The 16,114-nt window shown below is 69.0% G+C and carries 16 protein-coding genes; 4 read left to right on the forward strand and 12 right to left on the reverse strand.

From position 1 onward, the window contains the following. Positions 1-27: 27 nt before the first annotated feature. Both LZ686_RS08160 and LZ686_RS08165 read right to left on the reverse strand, forming a co-directional pair. On the reverse strand, positions 28-645 hold the full coding sequence (locus LZ686_RS08160) for an MlaC/ttg2D family ABC transporter substrate-binding protein (RefSeq protein WP_052715217.1): 618 nt from the start codon (positions 643-645) through the stop codon (positions 28-30). Then, a complete protein-coding gene (locus LZ686_RS08165) occupies positions 620-1,408 on the reverse strand; it encodes an MlaA family lipoprotein (RefSeq protein WP_349547464.1) in 789 nt (262 codons plus the stop codon). Before LZ686_RS08165 ends, LZ686_RS08160 begins: the two co-directional genes overlap by 26 nt. A gap of 123 nt (positions 1,409-1,531) precedes the next feature. On the opposite strand from LZ686_RS08165, the gene LZ686_RS08170 reads away from it, so the two are divergent. Both LZ686_RS08170 and LZ686_RS08175 read left to right on the forward strand, forming a co-directional pair. Further along, positions 1,532-3,283 carry a type I secretion system permease/ATPase gene (locus LZ686_RS08170; RefSeq protein ID WP_349547465.1) on the forward strand — a complete coding sequence of 584 codons (1,752 nt, stop codon included), beginning with the start codon at positions 1,532-1,534 and terminating at the stop codon, positions 3,281-3,283. Further along, the gene (locus LZ686_RS08175; RefSeq protein WP_349547466.1) at positions 3,280-4,605 is read left to right on the forward strand and encodes an HlyD family type I secretion periplasmic adaptor subunit; all 1,326 of its coding nucleotides are present in this window, start codon (positions 3,280-3,282) and stop codon (positions 4,603-4,605) included. Before LZ686_RS08170 ends, LZ686_RS08175 begins: the two co-directional genes overlap by 4 nt. Here the strand turns inward: LZ686_RS08175 and rnr are convergent, their stop codons facing one another. Genes rnr through LZ686_RS08195 form a run of 4 tightly spaced genes read right to left on the reverse strand, consistent with a single transcriptional unit; the run spans position 4,606 to position 9,182 of the window. After that, positions 4,606-6,855 carry a ribonuclease R gene (gene rnr / locus LZ686_RS08180; protein ID WP_349547467.1) on the reverse strand — a complete coding sequence of 750 codons (2,250 nt, stop codon included), beginning with the start codon at positions 6,853-6,855 and terminating at the stop codon, positions 4,606-4,608. It abuts the gene before it with no gap. A gap of 4 nt (positions 6,856-6,859) precedes the next feature. Next, positions 6,860-7,279, reverse strand: a complete 420-nt coding sequence (locus LZ686_RS08185; protein WP_046000802.1) for a GNAT family N-acetyltransferase — start codon at positions 7,277-7,279, stop codon at positions 6,860-6,862. After that, entirely contained in the window at positions 7,276-8,415 is a 1,140-nt protein-coding gene (dapE, locus tag LZ686_RS08190; RefSeq protein WP_349547468.1) for a succinyl-diaminopimelate desuccinylase, read from the reverse strand. The genes LZ686_RS08185 and dapE overlap by 4 nt, the downstream gene beginning before the upstream one ends. Next, a complete protein-coding gene (locus LZ686_RS08195; protein ID WP_046000800.1) occupies positions 8,415-9,182 on the reverse strand; it encodes a sulfite exporter TauE/SafE family protein in 768 nt (255 codons plus the stop codon). Before LZ686_RS08195 ends, dapE begins: the two co-directional genes overlap by 1 nt. Positions 9,183-9,361: 179 nt before the next feature. Between LZ686_RS08195 and LZ686_RS08200 the strand changes: the two genes are divergently transcribed. Both LZ686_RS08200 and LZ686_RS08205 read left to right on the forward strand, forming a co-directional pair. Continuing rightward, positions 9,362-10,960 carry an acyl-CoA dehydrogenase family protein gene (locus LZ686_RS08200; protein WP_502921991.1) on the forward strand — a complete coding sequence of 533 codons (1,599 nt, stop codon included), beginning with the start codon at positions 9,362-9,364 and terminating at the stop codon, positions 10,958-10,960. 81 nt (positions 10,961-11,041) lie between these two features. Then, the gene (locus LZ686_RS08205) at positions 11,042-11,497 is read left to right on the forward strand and encodes an META domain-containing protein (RefSeq protein WP_052714564.1); all 456 of its coding nucleotides are present in this window, start codon (positions 11,042-11,044) and stop codon (positions 11,495-11,497) included. 3 nt (positions 11,498-11,500) lie between these two features. On the opposite strand, the gene recO is transcribed toward LZ686_RS08205, so the two are convergent. The 6 genes from recO to lepB all read right to left on the reverse strand — a co-directional run bounded on the left by recO (position 11,501) and on the right by lepB (position 16,077). Then, the gene (gene recO / locus LZ686_RS08210; protein ID WP_139599373.1) at positions 11,501-12,244 is read right to left on the reverse strand and encodes a DNA repair protein RecO; all 744 of its coding nucleotides are present in this window, start codon (positions 12,242-12,244) and stop codon (positions 11,501-11,503) included. A 98-nt stretch (positions 12,245-12,342) separates the two neighbouring features. Next, positions 12,343-13,275, reverse strand: coding sequence for an EamA family transporter RarD (rarD, locus tag LZ686_RS08215; protein ID WP_349547470.1), 933 nt, complete (start codon positions 13,273-13,275; stop codon positions 12,343-12,345). Between the two features lie 40 nt (positions 13,276-13,315). Beyond that, a complete protein-coding gene (locus tag LZ686_RS08220; RefSeq protein ID WP_349375472.1) occupies positions 13,316-13,651 on the reverse strand; it encodes a DUF1491 family protein in 336 nt (111 codons plus the stop codon). After that, complete coding sequence (gene era, locus LZ686_RS08225; RefSeq protein ID WP_273744298.1) at positions 13,644-14,603, reverse strand: GTPase Era; 960 nt, start codon at positions 14,601-14,603, stop codon at positions 13,644-13,646. The genes LZ686_RS08220 and era overlap by 8 nt, the downstream gene beginning before the upstream one ends. Continuing rightward, positions 14,600-15,289, reverse strand: a complete 690-nt coding sequence (gene rnc / locus LZ686_RS08230) for a ribonuclease III (protein ID WP_127897782.1) — start codon at positions 15,287-15,289, stop codon at positions 14,600-14,602. The genes era and rnc overlap by 4 nt, the downstream gene beginning before the upstream one ends. After that, positions 15,286-16,077 carry a signal peptidase I gene (lepB, locus tag LZ686_RS08235; RefSeq protein ID WP_045981024.1) on the reverse strand — a complete coding sequence of 264 codons (792 nt, stop codon included), beginning with the start codon at positions 16,075-16,077 and terminating at the stop codon, positions 15,286-15,288. The genes rnc and lepB overlap by 4 nt, the downstream gene beginning before the upstream one ends. Positions 16,078-16,114: the final 37 nt, after the last annotated feature.

The raw sequence follows: 16,114 nt of genomic DNA on the forward strand, positions 1-16,114 counted from the left end.
GGGCGGCTTTTTCGAGGGCCGGTGCGGTCAGCCCGCCTGACGCAGATCGGCGGCCAGCGCCGCGACATCACCCTGCCGACGGGCCAGCATGGCGCCGATCTCGGCCCGTTCGCTGGCCAGCATGTTCACGCCCTCGATGATGATGTTGAAATAGAGATCCTGCCCCGAGCGGTCCGAGACATGCCATTCGACCTCCAGCGGCGCGCGCCCGTTCAGGTACGCCACCGACGTCACCGCATAAAAGCTTTTCAGCTGCCGCGACCCCGTCACCTCGATCCGCGATCCGATGAACTCTCGGAACCGGGCGCCGTACTTGCGGCCGATATAGCCCTGGAACGCTTGCCGGTATTCTGCAAAGGTCGCCGGATCGGTCTGGCGCGCAGCCGGACCAAGCGCCGAACGCGCGATGACATCCACATCCGCATAGCGGGCAAAGATCGCCTCGAACTGCTGATACATCTGGGGGGCGGGCTGGCCCGAATTGATGACCTGATAGACCTCGGCCAGCGACCGGTCGATCAGCGCGTGTGCACCATCCGCGTCCAGCGCATGGGCGGGACGCCAGGGCAGCACCGCCGTCAGCGACGCGCATCCGATCAGGCCCAGCAGCCCCCGGCGGTCAGTCCGAATAGGGGTCGATGACATCCGCATCGTCATAGGGGTCGTAATCGTCACCGGTCTCTCCCAGGTCAAAACGGCGGTTCATCAGCCAGATCAGCCGCGTCTGCGCATAGCTATCCGCACTGCCCTGCAGAATGCCATCCACCGTATCCCCAAAGCGCGCCCGATCACCGGCTTTTGACGCGACCCGCAGGGCGAATACCGTCGCGGCATCCCGACCGTCAAAGACGTGGTACAGCGGATCGATCAGCAGATCGACGACCTGCCCCACCGCATCGCGCTGCGTCGACGGGCCCAGCACGGGCAGTTCCAGATAGGCGCCTTCGGGGACGCCCCAGACCGCCAGCGTCTGGCCGAAATCGGTGTCACGTTCCGTCACGCCGAAACTGTTGGCGGCCGGATCGAAGACGCCGCCCAGCCCGACCGTCGAATTGACCGCGAACCGGGTCAGGTTCGCGCCCGCATCGCGGGGCTTGCCCTGCAGCAGCCCGTTCACGACCTTGACGGGCAAGGACAGGTTGCGCCCGGCATTGATGACCATCTGCAACAGCCCGATCGGCGCATTGGGATCGCGCGGCGCGTCGTCGTCGCTGCCCTTCAGCCGGTTCGCGACCGGGCCGATCACCCGCGCATCCAGCCCCTTGTTGAAGGCATGCATGCGGCGGTTCTGCGCCTCGAACGGGTCGTTGATGGTGATGCCGTCCTTCTGGACGGGCGCCTGCGCGCATCCGGCGGCGACAAGCGCCGTCAGCAGCAGGGCCATGACGGGGGGGCTGTTGGGGCGCAAGGGAATCCTTAACCTTTCGATGCGAGGGTCGCGGCAGGCTGGCATAAGCCCTGCGTGGTGATATGGTCGCCGCGGTAACGAGGCAAGCCCCGCCATCGGCGCGGCATTTTCGGGGCAAGACGTATGGCCAAGGCTGCGAACCTGACGGACGGGGCCCGGGAACTGCGCCAGGCGCGCGCCACGGGGTGGCCGCTGTTCCTGTCGGTGGGGGTCTTCTCGGCTGTCGTGAACCTGCTGATGCTGACCGGGCCGCTGTTCATGCTGCAGGTCTATGACCGTGTGCTGGCCTCGCGCAGCGTCGAGACGCTGACCGCGCTGTTCGTGCTGGTGATCTTCCTCTTCGCGCTGATGGGTGCCATCGACATCATCCGCAACCGCGTGATGCAGCGGATCGCCGCGCGGTTCCAGGACCGGATGGAGGGTCGCGTCTTCGACGCCGCCCTGCGCGAGGGCGCATTGCGCGGCGACGAATCGGCCGCCACGGCGGGCGGGATGCGCGACCTGGATTCCGTCCAGCGGCTGATCGGGTCGCCGGTCATGCTGGCTTTCTTCGACCTGCCCTGGGCACCGCTGTTCCTGGCGGCGGTCTTCTTGTTCCACCCGGTCCTGGGCATCGTCGCGACCGTCGGCGGCGGGATTCTGGTCGGCACCACAATCCTGAACCGCGTCCTGACCCGCGCGCCGCTGCAGGGTTCGGCCCAGTCCGGCGCGCAGGCGCAGCGCATGGCGGACCTCTATCGCGACGAGGGCGAGGTGATCGGCGCCCTGGGCATGCGTGGCGCCACCTTCGCCCGCTGGCGCCTGGCCCGGTCTGAATCACAGGACAATGCGGTTCGCGCCGGGGACCTGTCGGCGGGGTTCAGCGTCTTTTCGCGGACCTTCCGGCTGTTTCTGCAAAGCGCGATGCTGGCAGCGGGGGCCTGGCTGGTGCTGCGCCAGGAACTGACGCCCGGCGCGATGATCGCCAGCTCCATCGTGATGGGCCGCGCGCTGGCCCCGGTGGACCAGTTGGTCGGCGGTTGGCCGTCGGTCCAGGCCGCGCAGGACGGTTGGGGCCGCTTGGCGGGCCTGTTGTCGCGCCAACCGGCCGATCCAGTCCGCACCCCCCTTCCCCGCCCCGAGGCCCGGCTGGAGGTGCGCAACCTCTCGGTCGCCCCGCCGGGAGAGGGGCAGGCCACCCTGCGCGGCGTCAGCTTCGGCGTGGCGCCTGGCACGGCCCTGGGGGTCATCGGCCCGTCGGGCGCGGGCAAGTCGACGCTGGCGCGGGCGCTGATCGGCGCGTGGCGCGTGGGCGGCGGCAGCATCCGTCTGGGCGGCGCGACGCTGGACCAGTACCACCCCGACGTGCTGGGCGGCCTGATCGGCTATCTGCCCCAGCAGGTGACGCTGTTCGACGGCACGATCGCCGAAAACATCGCCCGCCTTTCCGACCGCCCCGACCCCGACCAGGTGGTGCGCGCCGCACAGGCGGCCGCCGCGCACCAGATGATCCTGGACCTGCCGCAGGGATACGACACGCGCATCAGCCAGACGGCGGGCCGTCTGTCGGGCGGCCAGATTCAGCGCATCGGCCTGGCCCGCGCGCTTTATCCCGACCCCGTGCTGCTGGTTCTGGACGAGCCGAACTCGAACCTGGACAACCTGGGGTCCGAGGCGCTGAATGCCGCGATCCGGCGGCTGAAGTCGCAGGGCGGCGCGGTCATCATCATGGCCCACCGTCCCGCCGCGATCAACGAATGCGAAAACCTGCTGGTGCTGGAGGGCGGCGTCCGCCGCGCCTTCGGCCCGCGTGACAAGGTGCTGGAACAGATGGTGCAGAATTCGGCCCAGATCCGTCAGGCCCAGACCTCGGGCCAGGGTGGGGGCGTCGCATGAGCCGCGGTCGGACACGCGCGGCCTCGGGCGACCGGCGCTGGCCGGTGCGCGGCCCGATCATCGCGGGCGTGGTGGCGGTGCTGGTGCTGGTGGGCGGCTTCACGGTCTGGGCGATGTCCACGCGCATCTCGGGCGCGGTCGTGGCGGGTGGCCAGGTCGAGGTCGAACAGCAGCGCCAGATCGTCCAGCATCCCGATGGCGGCGTGGTCCAGGACATCGCCACATCCGAGGGCAGCACCGTCGCCGCGGGCGATCTGCTGCTGACGCTGGACGGCACGCTGCTGCGCACCGAGCACACCATCGTCGAGGGCCAGTATTTCGAGATCCTGGCCCGCCGCGGCCGGCTGGAGGCCGAACGCGCCGATGCCGACACGATCACCTTTCCCGACGAACTGGTGCAGGCCGCGACCGCGTCGCCGGCGCTGCAGGATCTGATCGCGGGACAGACCAGCCTGTTCCGCACGCGGCTGGACACGCTGCGCCAGTCTCTGGACCAGCTGGCCAAGCAATCCGACCAGATCGATTCCGAGGTCGATGGCATCGACGCCCAGTTCGCCGCCCTGGGCACGCAGCGCGACCTGATCGGGCGCGAGCTGACCGACCAGCAGAGCCTGCTGGACCGGGGGCTGGCCCAGGCCAGCCGCGTGCTGGCCCTCGAGCGCGAGGCCGCGCGCATCGACGGTGAACTGGGGTCGCTGCAGGCCAGCCGCGCCTCGGCCGCGATCCGCCAGACCGAACTGCAGATCCAGAGCCTGCGCCTGGCCGCCGAACGCCGCGAGATGGCCGAGACGGAACTGGGCGATCTGGGCTATCGCGAGCTGGAGCTGGCCGAACGCCGCCGCAGCCTGACCGAACAGCTGGACCGGCTGGAGATCCGCGCCCCCGTGTCGGGCGTCGTCTACAACATGCAGGTCACCACGCCGCGGTCGGTGATCCGGCCCGCCGACCCGCTGCTCTACATCATCCCGCAGGACCGCCCGCTGGTGATAGGCGCGCGCGTGGCGACGATCAACATCGACGAGATCCAGCTGGGCCAGCCGGTCGTCCTGCGCTTTTCCGCGTTCTCGTCGCGCACCACGCCGGAAATCGACGGGCGGCTGGACCGCATCTCCGCCGATGCCCTGATGGATGAGGCGACGCGGACCCCCTATTACCGGGCCGAGGTCTCGATCCCGCCCGACCAGCTGGACAAGCTGGGCGGGCTGGCGCTGGTGCCCGGCATGCCGGTCGAGGTCTATATCCAGACCGGCGACCGCAGCCCGATGGCCTACCTGATGAAGCCGCTGGCCGACTACTTCAATCGCGCGTTCCGCGAAAGCTGATCAGCGCTTGCGCCGCCGCTTGGTGGCGCGCTTGATCTCGGCCAGCCGCGACTTGACGGCCATGCGACCCGGTCCACCGCCGCGGCGTCCCTTGGACGGACCGCGCGGCAGGGTCGCGCCCTCCAGCTCCAGCAGGTCCAGCAGCAGCCCCCCGGTCAGGGGCAGCGCCTCGGCCAGGCGCACGGTCACCCGCTGTCCGATGCCGATCTCCAGGCCCGTGTCGCTGCCGATCAGCATTTGGCGGTCGGGGTCGAAGTGGAAATACTCCTGCCCGATGGCGCGGATCGGCAGCAGCCCGTCGGCCCCCGTCTCGTCCAGCTTGACGAAGGCGCCGAACTTCTGGATGCCGCTGATGCGGCCGGTCATCTCGGTGCCCACGCGTTCGGCCAGGAACGCCGCCAGATAGCGGTCGGTCGTGTCGCGTTCCGCGGCCATGGATCGCCGCTCGGTCTCGCTGATATGGGTCGCGGTCTCGGGCAGGCGTTCGACCTGATCCTCGGTCAGCCCGTCCTTGCCCCAGCCATGCGCACTGATCAGCGCCCGGTGCACCACCAGGTCGGCGTACCGCCGGATGGGCGAGGTGAAATGCGCATAGCTTTTCAGCGACAGGCCGAAATGGCCGAAATTCTCGGGGTGGTAATAGGCCTGGGTCATCGACCGCAGCGTGCTGATGTTGATCAGTTCGTCGAAATCGCTGCCCTCGGCCTGGGACAGCAGGCGGTTCAGGTGGCTGGTGTGCAGCACCTGCCCCTTGGCCAGCGTGAACCCCGAGGCCTGGGCCACCTCGCGCAGCGCGTCCATCTTGGCTAGGCTCGGCTCCTCGTGGACGCGGAACAGCAGGGGGCGCTTGTGACGGGTCAGCTCCTCGGAGGCGGCCACGTTGGCCAGGACCATGAACTCCTCGATCAGCTTGTGCGCGTCCAGGCGTTCGCGGAACGCCACGGCCGTGACGCGTCCCTCGGGCGACAGCTCGATCCGGCGTTCCGGCAGGTCCAGTTCCAGCGGCTGGCGGCGCTCGCGCGCGCCCTTCAGCAGGCCATAGGCATGCCACAGCGGGCGGATCACGTCGTCCATCAGCGGCGCGGTCTGCGCGTCGGGCACCCCGTCCGCGCCCGCCTGCGCCTGCTCATAGGCAAGGCTGGCGCGGCTGTTCATCATGGCGCGGTGGAACCGGTGGCCGGTCTTGTTGCCCTGCGCGTCCAGCCGCATCTCGACCGCGAGGACGGGTCGGTCGACGCCCTCGTGCAGCGAACACAGGTCCGCCGACAGCGCCTCTGGCAGCATCGGCACCACGCGGTCGGGGAAATAGGTCGAGTTGCCGCGCCCCCAGGCCTCGCGGTCCAGCGCGCTGCCGGGGCGGACGTAATGGGCCACGTCGGCGATGGCGACCCAGATCGTCGCGCCGCCGTCCTCCTCGACGAAGGCCGCGACCGCATCGTCGTGGTCGCGCGCGTCCGACGGGTCGATGGTGACCAGCGGCAGATGGCGCAGGTCGTCCCGCCCCTTCAGCGGCGCGGGCTTGGCGGCCTCGGCCTCGTCCAGCGCCTTTTGCGGAAATTCGTCGGGGATGCCGTGCTGGTGGATCGCGATCAGGCTGACCGCGCGGGGCGCCGACGGATCGCCCAGACGTTCGATGATGCGCGCCTGCGGCAGGCCCATGCGGCCGCGTGGGCCGATCTGTTCGCCCTGCACCAGTTCGCCGTTCTCGGCGTCCAGGGTGGCGTCGGCACGGACGCGCCATTCCTTGTCCTGGCCCTTGTCGATGGGCAGGATGCGGCCGCCCTCGCTGTCCTTGCGGAAGATGCCGGTGATGCGGTTCGCGCTGGCCGTGATGCGGCGGATCAGGCGGGCGCGGTACTGATAGTCCTCGCCCAGAACCGGCATCAGCCGGCCCAGGAACCGGTCGCCGCGGCCCAGGGCCGGATCGGCCTTCAGCGGCGCGTACAGGATCCGCGGCATCGGCCCGGTCCCCGACCATTCCAGCGGTCGCGCGAACAGATCGCCCGACCCGTCCGGCGCCAGCAGTTCCAGGACCGTCACCGGCGGCAGCGTCTCGGCGTCCAGGTAATGGCGGCGGCGGCGCTCCAGATGGCCCTCGGCCTCCAGCTCCTTCAACAGCCGCTTCAGCTCGATCCGCGCGGCGCCCTTGATGCCGAAGGCCTTGGCGATGTCGCGCTTGGAATTGGCGTCCGGATTGTCGGACACCCATTCGAGGATTTGCGCCTTGCTGGGGATCTGGGTCTGGGTCATCGGCTCACTTCAGGTCCAGGGCCATGTCGCGATGCGGGATGCCCGCGTCGTCATAGACGGGGCCCTCGGCGACAAAGCCCAGCTTTTCATAGAAACCCATCGCATGGGTCTGCGATCCCAGCCGCACCTGGCGCACGCCGCGCGCGGCCAGCGCGTCGATGGCGGCCCGCATCAAGGCGGCCCCCATGCCGGTGCCGCGCTGGTCGGCCAGCACGCAGACGCGGCCGATCTTGCCGATGTCGTCCTTGACCAGCAGGCGCGCGGTCGCGACCGGACGGTCCTCCGCATCGGTCGCCAGCAGGTGGACGGCGTCGCCGTCCAGGTCGTCCATCTCCTCGGCCTCGGGGACGTTCTGCTCCTCGATGAAGACGGTGCGGCGCAGCGCGTGGCAGGCGGCCAGGTCGGTCGTCTCGACGATGGTCATGCAAAGAACCTTTCCAGGATACGCTGATAGATCACCTGCAACTGGCGAACCTGCTGGGCGGGGACACGTTCGTCCACCTGGTGCATGTGGGCACCGACCAGCCCGAATTCCACCACCGGGCAGTGATCCTTGACGAAGCGCGCGTCCGAGGTGCCGCCCGATGTGGACAGGACCGGCTGCCGGTTCGTCTCCTGCTGGACGACGCCGCGCACCATGTCGACGAAGGGGCCGGGCGCGGTCAGGAACGCCTCGCCCGAGATCTGGGCCTCGACGCTCAGCATCACGCCGGTCTGCGCCTGCACCGCCGCCGCGCGGTCGCGCAGGCGGTCCAGCAGGCCCGCCCCGGTATGCAGGTCGTTGAAGCGGATGTTGACCACCGCCACCGCCTTTTCCGGGATCACGTTCGACGCGGGGTTGCCGCAGTCGATCGTGGTGATCTGCAGCCCCGAGGGGTCGAAATGATCCGTCCCCTGGTCCAGCGGTTCGGCGGTCAGGTCGGCCAGATAGCGGGTCAGCGTGTGCAACGGGTTCAGCGCCTTGTGCGGATAGGCGGCATGCCCCTGACGACCCTTGGCGGTGATGGTGTAGGTGGCCGATCCACGCCGGCCGATCTTCATCATCTCTCCCATCACCTCGGGGTTCGACGGCTCTCCGACGATGCAGGCTTCCATGCGTTCGTCGTTCGCGGCCATCCAGTCCAGCAGGGCGATGGTACCGTCGCGGGACGGGCCTTCCTCGTCGCCGGTGATGGTCAGGATCACGGCCCCGTCCGGGGGCGTCTGGCGCACGAAATCCACCGCGGCGCAGACAAAGGCCGCGACGCCGGATTTCATGTCGGTGGCACCCCGGCCCCAGATCACGTCGTCCGCGTCCCAGTGGCCGGAGAACGGCGGATGCGTCCAGGATGCCGGATCACCCGGCGGCACCACGTCGGTATGCCCGTTGAAGCCGATGGCCCGCGCCCCCTTGGCGCCCCATCGCGCGAACAGGTTCGGCGTGCCGTTGCGATCGACGCGGTGGCAGTCGAAGCCCGCCTCCTCCAGCACCTCCTGCAGCAGGACCAGGGCGCCGCCCTCCTCGGGCGTGACCGAGGGGCAGCGGATCAGGCGGGCGGTCAGGTCGGCGGCGTCAGGCATCACAGGCTCCAGAGATCAAAGGCGCGGCGGATCAGGTTCAGCCCGGTCAGGATCAGCAGCAGCAGCGTCCAGCGGCGGAACTGTTCGACATCCAGCCGGTCCTGCAGCGCAAACCCCGCCATCATCCCCGCAAAGGCCGGGATGCACAGGACCGCGGACAGGGGCAGGGTCGATGCATTCAGCAGGCCGGAAAACAGGTGCGCCACGGTCAGGACGACCGCGCCGATCAAAAACACGACGCCCTGCACCCGCACCTGTTCGCGCTTTTCGGTGCCCACCGACAGCAGATAGACGATCAGCGGCGGCCCCCAGATGCCCGAGATGCCGCCGTACAGTCCGCCGATGACGCCCGACCACCCCTCGGCCCGCCTGCGGTGGCGCAGGTTCAGGACCAGCGGGCGGCCCGACAGCTGCCACAGGGCGAACAGCGTGATGGGCACGCCCAGCAGCGCGTACATCACCCATTGCGGGATCACCGCCGCGAACCCGGCAGAGACGCAGATGAAGATGCCGACCATCGCGATGTGCAGGCGGAACTTGACGGCCGAGGCCACGGCGGCGGGCCGCCCGTCGCGCACGGCCTGCTGGATGTTGGTGAACAGCGTCGGCAGGATCATCGCCGCAAGGGCCACCGGCGCCGGCATGATCGACCCGAAGGCCGAGATCATGATCATCGGCATGGCAAAGCCCAGGGCCCCCTTCACGAAGCCCGCGAAGGCGGTAACCCCGAAGGCCGCCACGAATTGCCAAGGCTCCAGTCCGAACATGGGGGCACGCTAACCGCGACGCCGGGAAAGGAAAAGGCCGCTTTGACGGATCAGCGACACGCGAATCCAGTGCGACACATTAGGTCGCAAGTCGGTCACTCGACGCAAAATTGTTGCGCTGCAGGTGCGAAGGCGCTACCCATGCTGCAATGCCGCGAAAGGATGAATCGATGAAAGACATGACCCATCAGTCCCAGACCGTCCTGTCCGAACTGGACGATCTGCTGGCCCGCGCCAAGGAGGCCCTGCGCGCCCGCGTGACGGTGGACGGCCGCGTCGACGCCGACGCGCTGGAGCGGCACCAGCATGCGGCGCATGCCCTGTCCTGGCTGGCCACCTATGTCATGTCGCTGCGCCAGCTGGCCGACTGGTCGGCGCGCGTGGACGGCCCCGTCGAGGCGCTGATCACCAGCATCGGCATGGGCGAATACCTGACCCAGATCCTGGGCGGCATACCGATGAGCCAGACCGAATTCGCGCGCCTGTCCGATCTGGGCGTGACGTGGCAGCCGTCGGAACAGGCGCTGTCGCTGATGGCGGGCAACACGCCCGAGGCGCGGGCCGAACTGGCCGCCCTGATGGCGCGCGACGCTGGCGCCGCGATCTTTGGCGCCAGCGGCCTGGACGAGGATCTGGAGATGATCCGCGACCAGTTCCGCCGGTGGAGCGACGACAAGGTCGCCCCCCATGCCCATGGCTGGCACCTGCAGGATCAGCTGATCCCGATGGAGATCATCAGCGAACTGGCCGAACTGGGCGTCTTCGGCCTGACCATCCCCGAGGAATTCGGCGGCCTGGGCCTGTCCAAGGCCGCGATGGTCGTCGTGTCCGAGGAGCTGTCGCGCGGCTATATCGGCGTGGGCTCTCTTGGCACGCGCAGCGAGATCGCGGCCGAGCTGATCTTGTGCGGCGGCACCGAGGCGCAGAAGGCGCACTGGCTGCCGCGCCTGGCCAGCGGCGAGACGCTGCCCACCGCGGTCTTTACCGAACCCAACACCGGCAGCGACCTGGGCAGCCTGCGCACCCGCGCGGTCCGGGACGGCGACGATTGGGTGGTGACCGGGAACAAGACCTGGATCACCCATGCCGCCCGCACGCATATCATGACCCTGCTGGCGCGCACGGATCCCGCGACCGACGACTATCGCGGGTTGTCGATGTTCATCGCCGAAAAGACCCCCGGCACCGATGCCGACCCCTTTCCCACCCCCGGCATGACCGGCGGAGAGATCGAGGTCCTGGGCTATCGCGGGATGAAGGAATACGAGCTTGCCTTTGACGGGTTCCGCGTCGACGGCGCGAACCTTCTGGGCGGAGAGACGGGCCGCGGCTTCAAGCAGCTGATGGAGACGTTCGAATCCGCCCGCATCCAGACCGCCGCGCGCGCGATCGGGGTGGCGCAGAACGCGCTGGACCTGGGGCTGCGCTATGCGCTGGACCGCAGGCAGTTCGGCAAGCCGCTGGCGGCCTTTCCCCGCGTGGCCGACAAGCTGGCGATGATGGCTGTCGAAATCATGATCGCGCGGCAGCTGACTTATTTCAGCGCGTGGGAAAAAGATCACGGTCACCGCTGCGATGTCGAGGCCGGGATGGCCAAGCTGCTGGGTGCCCGCGTGGCCTGGTCGGCGGCCGACAATGCCCTGCAAATCCACGGTGGCAACGGTTTCGCGCTGGAATATCCGATCAGCCGGGTGCTGTGCGATGCCCGCATCCTGAACATCTTCGAAGGCGCGGCAGAAATCCAGGCCCAGGTGATCGCGCGCAGGTTGTTGGGCTGATGCGCGCGCGGGCTGGATCGGCGCCGAAAATGACGCTAGACCACCTCAGCCCCGCTTGTCTGCGCCCATAGGAGCCTGCCCATGTCCCTGACGATCCGCCCCGCCCTTGCCTTGGCCGCCATCGCCACGTTGACCCTGTCCGCCTGCTCGGAACCGGCGGGCGACCCGATGGGCGGCATCCCGGCCAACGACTATGTGCTGGTGGGCATCGGCAACGGCACCGTGCCGCTGCGCAACATCACCCTGACGACCCGCCCCGAGGGCGTGTCCGGTCGCGGGCCGTGCAACGGCTATGCGGCCAAGAACACCGTCCCCCTGCCCGCCGTCGCCTTCGAGCCGCTGCAGACGACCGGTGTCACCGATTGCAAGGATCTGGCCGTCGAACAGCGCTTCTTCGAGGCGCTGCAGCAGGCCAATTCGATGGAGTTCTATGGCGGCGTTCTGCGCATCAAGGGCCCGACCTGGCTGATCTTCGAAAGCGGCCGCCCCGCTGAACAGGCCACCGACGCGCTGTCGGCCGCCCGCGGCAACCAGTAGGCCTCAGCCGTCCTGCGGCCCCGCGGCGGGCCGCAGCAGGCGCCGCACAAGCCGCCCCCGCGCGGCGGGCAAGGGGCGTCCGACCAGGTCGGGCGCCATCCGCCGTTCAAGGAAATGCCCGGTGATGGCCAGCCCCTGGGCCAGGTCGCGGCCGCGATTGTCGCCCGCCCCGCCCATGACCGCCGGCAGTGGCAGCAGGCGGTCGGCCCAGTCCCCCGCCCCCTGCCGGCTGACCGCACGGCCTGATCTTGGGCTGACATAGGCTAGCCCCTCGGTCGCGCCGGTCACCGCGCAGCTGGCAAGGTCCAAGCCGAACCCCATTTCGTCCAGCAGAAGCATCTCCCACGCCAGATAGGCGGGCGGCCAGTCGGCACCCGCCTCGATCTGATCCAGCAGCGCCTCGGTCCGCTGGACCAGCATCGGGTGCGGATCGCGTTCGGGCAGCGCAAAGACCAGCAGCGCGCAGACGGCGTTCAGGCCGGCAAGCGCGGTCGGATCGGCCATCAGCCCCGCCCGCATGCGCAGCGGCTCGGCGGCAAAGCTGCCCAGCTGGTCCGACTGGCGCGCGCGCCAGCGCAGGGTCAGCCGCGCGCCGGGCTGCAGCATGGCGGCGCGTTTCTGCGATGCCCCACCGGGGACGACCCCAGCATGGCGCCCGTGTTCAAGGGTCAGCACGTCGATGATGACGGCCGTCTCGCCATGGGGACGGCGGCCGATCACGGTGCCTTCTGCCTGCCATTCCATCACAGCCTCCGGGTCCGCCGACACAGCTTGCGCGATCCGGCCTGCGGGGGCCAGAGGGCGTCACGCGGGCCACGGTCGCGCGCCCCGCCGGCATGGGGTGCCTATTGCATGCGCCGGGCGGCCAGGTCGCGACGGTCGCGGCGTCTCTGGCCCGCCTGGCGGACCAGCGTCACGGAATAGATGACCAGCGCCGCCCAGATCATCGGGAACGCGATCAGGCGGGCCCCGTCGAAGGGTTCGCCGAACAGCACCACCGCGCACAGAAAGATCATCGTCGGCGCGATGTATTGCAGGATGCCGATGGTCGACAGGCGGATCAGCTTGGCCCCGTTGGCATAGAACAGCAGCGGGATCGCCGTGACCGGCCCGCATCCCAGCAGCAACAGCGCCTGGCCCCAGCCGGCGCCAGTGAAATGCGACTGGCCCTGCAGCGTCTGCCAGATCAGGAAGCCCGCCGCCAGCGGGGTCAGCAGCAGCACCTCCAGTGTGAAGCCCTGGTTGGGGCCAAGCGGCAGGCTTTTCTTGCAATAGGCATAGAGGCCCCAGGACAGCGTCAGGCCGATCGCCACCACCGGCAGGCTGCCCGCCTGCACGGTCAGCACGATCACCGCGGTGGCCGCCAGCGCGATGGCCGCGACCTGCCCCCGCGTCAGCCGTTCCCCCAGCAGGGTCGCGCCCAAAAACACGCTGAACAGCGGGTTGATGTAATAGCCAAGCGCCGCGTCAAGCGCGTGATCGTTCGAGATCGCCCAGACATAGATCATCCAGTTGACCGAGATCAGAACCGCCGTCAGCGCCGCCATCGCCAGCAGGCGCGGCTGGCGCAGGGCTTGGCCGACCTCGGCCGCGCGGCCCTGCCACAACAGGACGGCCGCCGCGATGGGCAGCGACCAGACGATGCGATGGGCGATGATCTCGGCCGCGGGCAGATGGGCCAGCGCCTTCATGTAGATCGGCAGAAACCCCCACAGCCCATAGGCCGCGACGGCATAGGCAAGGCCCTTGGGCGAATCGGTTTGCGGGGTGCTGCTCATGGCGTGATGCATATTCTGCAAACGGCGACCCCGCCAGAGGTCAGAACAGCCCGTCGCGATCCAGCAGCGTGGTGCCGTCGCGCGATTCGATCTCGATCACCCACAGGTCGCGGTCGCGGGACCGCTGGCGGGCGATGGCAGCGTCGATGTCACGCTCGGTGCCCCTGTCGGTCGCGACCCAGGGACGGGTGTCGCTATCCATGTCCCATTCGCGCATCCACAGCGCGGCGGTGCCGTCCAGATGGGCGCATTTCACCGCGATCGCCCCCGCCGTGTCGTCGCCGCGCGCCAGCACATAGGCGGGGATGGCGGCCTGCGCCAGGCGAGCCAGATAGGCCGCGACCCACAGGGACGCGGCCAGGCGGGCCTCAGCCATCGCCGTCGCGGAAGTTCAGGCCGATCTCGTCATAGCGTTCGGCCTCGTTCTCCCAGTTCTCGCGGACGCGGACCTGCAGGAACAGATGGACGCGGCGGCCCATGAACTCCTCCAGCTCGACGCGGGCGGCCTGGCCCACGGCCTTGATCGTCTCTCCGCCGCGGCCCAGGACGATGCCCTTGTGGCCCTGGCGGGCGACATAGACGACCTGTTCGACGCGGGCGCTGCCGTCGTCCTTCTCCTCCCAGGCCTCGGTCTCTACCGTCAGCTGATAGGGGATCTCCTCGTGCAGACGCAGGGTCAGCTTCTCGCGGGTGATCTCGGCGGCGATCATGCGCATGGGCAGGTCGGCGATCTGATCCTCGGGGTACAGCCACGGGCTTTCGGGCAGGCTGCGGGCCAGCCAACCGCGCAGCTGCTGACAGCCATGGCCGCGCATGGCCGAGATCATGAACGTCTCGGCAAAGGGATAGGCCTCGTTCAGCTGCTGGGACAGGGCCAGCAGGGTCTCGGCCTTGACGCGGTCGATCTTGTTGATGATCAGCGCGACGGGCGTCCCCTTGCCCAGGTCGACCAGCTGATCCAGGATCGCCTGCGTGCCGTCGGTCAGGCCGCGATGCGCCTCGACCAGGACCAGCACGATGTCGGCGTCCGACGCCCCGCCCCAGGCCGCGGCGACCATGCTGCGGTCCAGCCGGCGGCGCGGGCGGAAGATGCCCGGCGTGTCGACAAAGACGATCTGCGCGGGGCCGTGCATGGCGATGCCGCGAATGCGTGCGCGGGTCGTCTGGACCTTGTGGGTCACGATGCTGACCTTGGCGCCGACCATCTGGTTCAGCAGCGTGGACTTGCCCGCATTGGGCTCTCCGATCAGGGCGACGAAGCCCGCGCGGGTGGGCCCGTCGGGTTGCGCCGCGGGCGGCTGATCGGGGGCGATGTCGTCGTCGGTCATGTCAGTCCTTCCAGCCGGTCCAGCAGCGATTGCGCGGCGGCCTGTTCGATGCTGCGCTTGGTGCCCGTGCCGCGGGCCTGCGCGTCGCGGCCGTCTTCCAGCCGCACGGTGATCAGGAAGACCGGCGCATGGTCGGGGCCGCTGCGTTCGGTCTGTTCATAGACGGGGGGCGGCATGCCCTGGGCCTGGGCCCATTCCTGCAGAGCGGTCTTGGCGTCGCGGCTGTCGGCATCGACCCGCGCCAGGCGCGGCGCCCAATGGCGCAACACGACCTGACGGGCCGCATCGAAGCCCGCATCCAGATAGACGGCGGCCAGCACGGCCTCCATCGCATCGGCCAGAAGGGCATCCTTGCGACGCCCGCCCGACAGCATCTCGGACCGACCCAGCTTCAGCACGTCGCCCAGGGACAGCTCGCGGGCCACCGCGGCGCAGGTCTCTCCGCGCACCAGCGCGTTGTAGCGCGGGGCAAGCTGGCCCTCGCTGGCGGCGGTGTCTGCGGTGAACAGCGCCTCGGCCATGACCAGACCCAGGACGCGGTCGCCCAGGAACTCCAGCCGCTGGTTGTCGGGCCGCGTGACGCTGGCGATCGAGCCATGCGTCAGCGCGCGGATCAGCAGTTCGGGCCGCGCGAACTCATGCCCCAGACGGGCCATGAAGGCCCGGATGTCGGCCGAGGGCGTCAATTCACCGCCTTGAAGAAGCGGTCGGACCGCCACGTCCAGAAATACAGCAGCGACCGCCCCGCCGACGAGAACATGATGCGGTCGGCGCGGCCGATCAGGTATTCGGCGGGCACGAAGCCCAGGCCGCCGATCTCGGCCGGGAAACGGCTGTCTTCGGAGTTGTCGCGGTTGTCGCCCATGAAGAAGTACTGTCCTTCGGGGACGGTGAAGGTCGGCGTGTCGTCGGCCACCCAGCCATCGACGATGTTCAAGATGTCATGGGTGTTGCCGCCCGGAAGCGTCTCGGTCATGCGTTCGCTGATGCAGTCGCCGCCCTCGGGCACCGGGTCGTTCACGCAGCGCGGGATCAGGCCCTGCGGCCCCTGCTGTTCCTTGACCTCGATGAACTCGCCGGCGGGGGTGACCTGGACCGGCTCTCCGTTCAGCCACAGGCGGCCGCCGCGCATCTGCACGGTGTCGCCTGGCAGGCCGATCACGCGCTTGATGAAATCGACGTTGCGGGTCGGGTGGCGGAACACGGCAACGTCGCCGCGCGCCGGTTCGCGTTCCAGGATGCGGCCGCTGATCGGGCACATCGAGAACGGGCAGCTGTGCGCGGAATAACCATAGGCCATCTTGTTCACGAACAGGAAATCACCGATCAGCAGCGTGTCCTTCATGCTGCCCGACGGGATCCAGAAGGGCTGGAAGAACAGCGTGCGGAAGATGCCCGCGATCACCAGCGCCCAGAAGATCGTCTTGATCGTCTCCCAGATGCCGTCCTTTTTCTCGGGCGCTGCCGTTGCCATTCCGCGTGGTCCTCTTATCCCTCGGGCCGGGGGCCCT

It is taken from the genome of Paracoccus sp. NFXS7, from assembly GCF_040148865.1.
GTDB lineage: Bacteria > Pseudomonadota > Alphaproteobacteria > Rhodobacterales > Rhodobacteraceae > Paracoccus > Paracoccus marcusii.

Coding starts and splice junctions, on each gene's coding strand:
- LZ686_RS08160 (WP_052715217.1), bottom strand. CDS start 645: ATGTCATCGACCCCTATTCGGACTGACCGCCGGGGGCTGCTGGGCCTG.
- LZ686_RS08170 (WP_349547465.1), top strand. CDS start 1,532: ATGGCCAAGGCTGCGAACCTGACGGACGGGGCCCGGGAACTGCGCCAG.
- LZ686_RS08175 (WP_349547466.1), top strand. CDS start 3,280: ATGAGCCGCGGTCGGACACGCGCGGCCTCGGGCGACCGGCGCTGGCCG.
- rnr (WP_349547467.1), bottom strand. CDS start 6,855: ATGACCCAGACCCAGATCCCCAGCAAGGCGCAAATCCTCGAATGGGTG.
- LZ686_RS08185 (WP_046000802.1), bottom strand. CDS start 7,279: ATGACCATCGTCGAGACGACCGACCTGGCCGCCTGCCACGCGCTGCGC.
- dapE (WP_349547468.1), bottom strand. CDS start 8,415: ATGCCTGACGCCGCCGACCTGACCGCCCGCCTGATCCGCTGCCCCTCG.
- LZ686_RS08195 (WP_046000800.1), bottom strand. CDS start 9,182: ATGTTCGGACTGGAGCCTTGGCAATTCGTGGCGGCCTTCGGGGTTACC.
- LZ686_RS08200 (WP_502921991.1), top strand. CDS start 9,362: ATGACCCATCAGTCCCAGACCGTCCTGTCCGAACTGGACGATCTGCTG.
- LZ686_RS08205 (WP_052714564.1), top strand. CDS start 11,042: ATGTCCCTGACGATCCGCCCCGCCCTTGCCTTGGCCGCCATCGCCACG.
- rarD (WP_349547470.1), bottom strand. CDS start 13,275: ATGAGCAGCACCCCGCAAACCGATTCGCCCAAGGGCCTTGCCTATGCC.
- LZ686_RS08220 (WP_349375472.1), bottom strand. CDS start 13,651: ATGGCTGAGGCCCGCCTGGCCGCGTCCCTGTGGGTCGCGGCCTATCTG.
- era (WP_273744298.1), bottom strand. CDS start 14,603: ATGACCGACGACGACATCGCCCCCGATCAGCCGCCCGCGGCGCAACCC.
- lepB (WP_045981024.1), bottom strand. CDS start 16,077: ATGGCAACGGCAGCGCCCGAGAAAAAGGACGGCATCTGGGAGACGATC.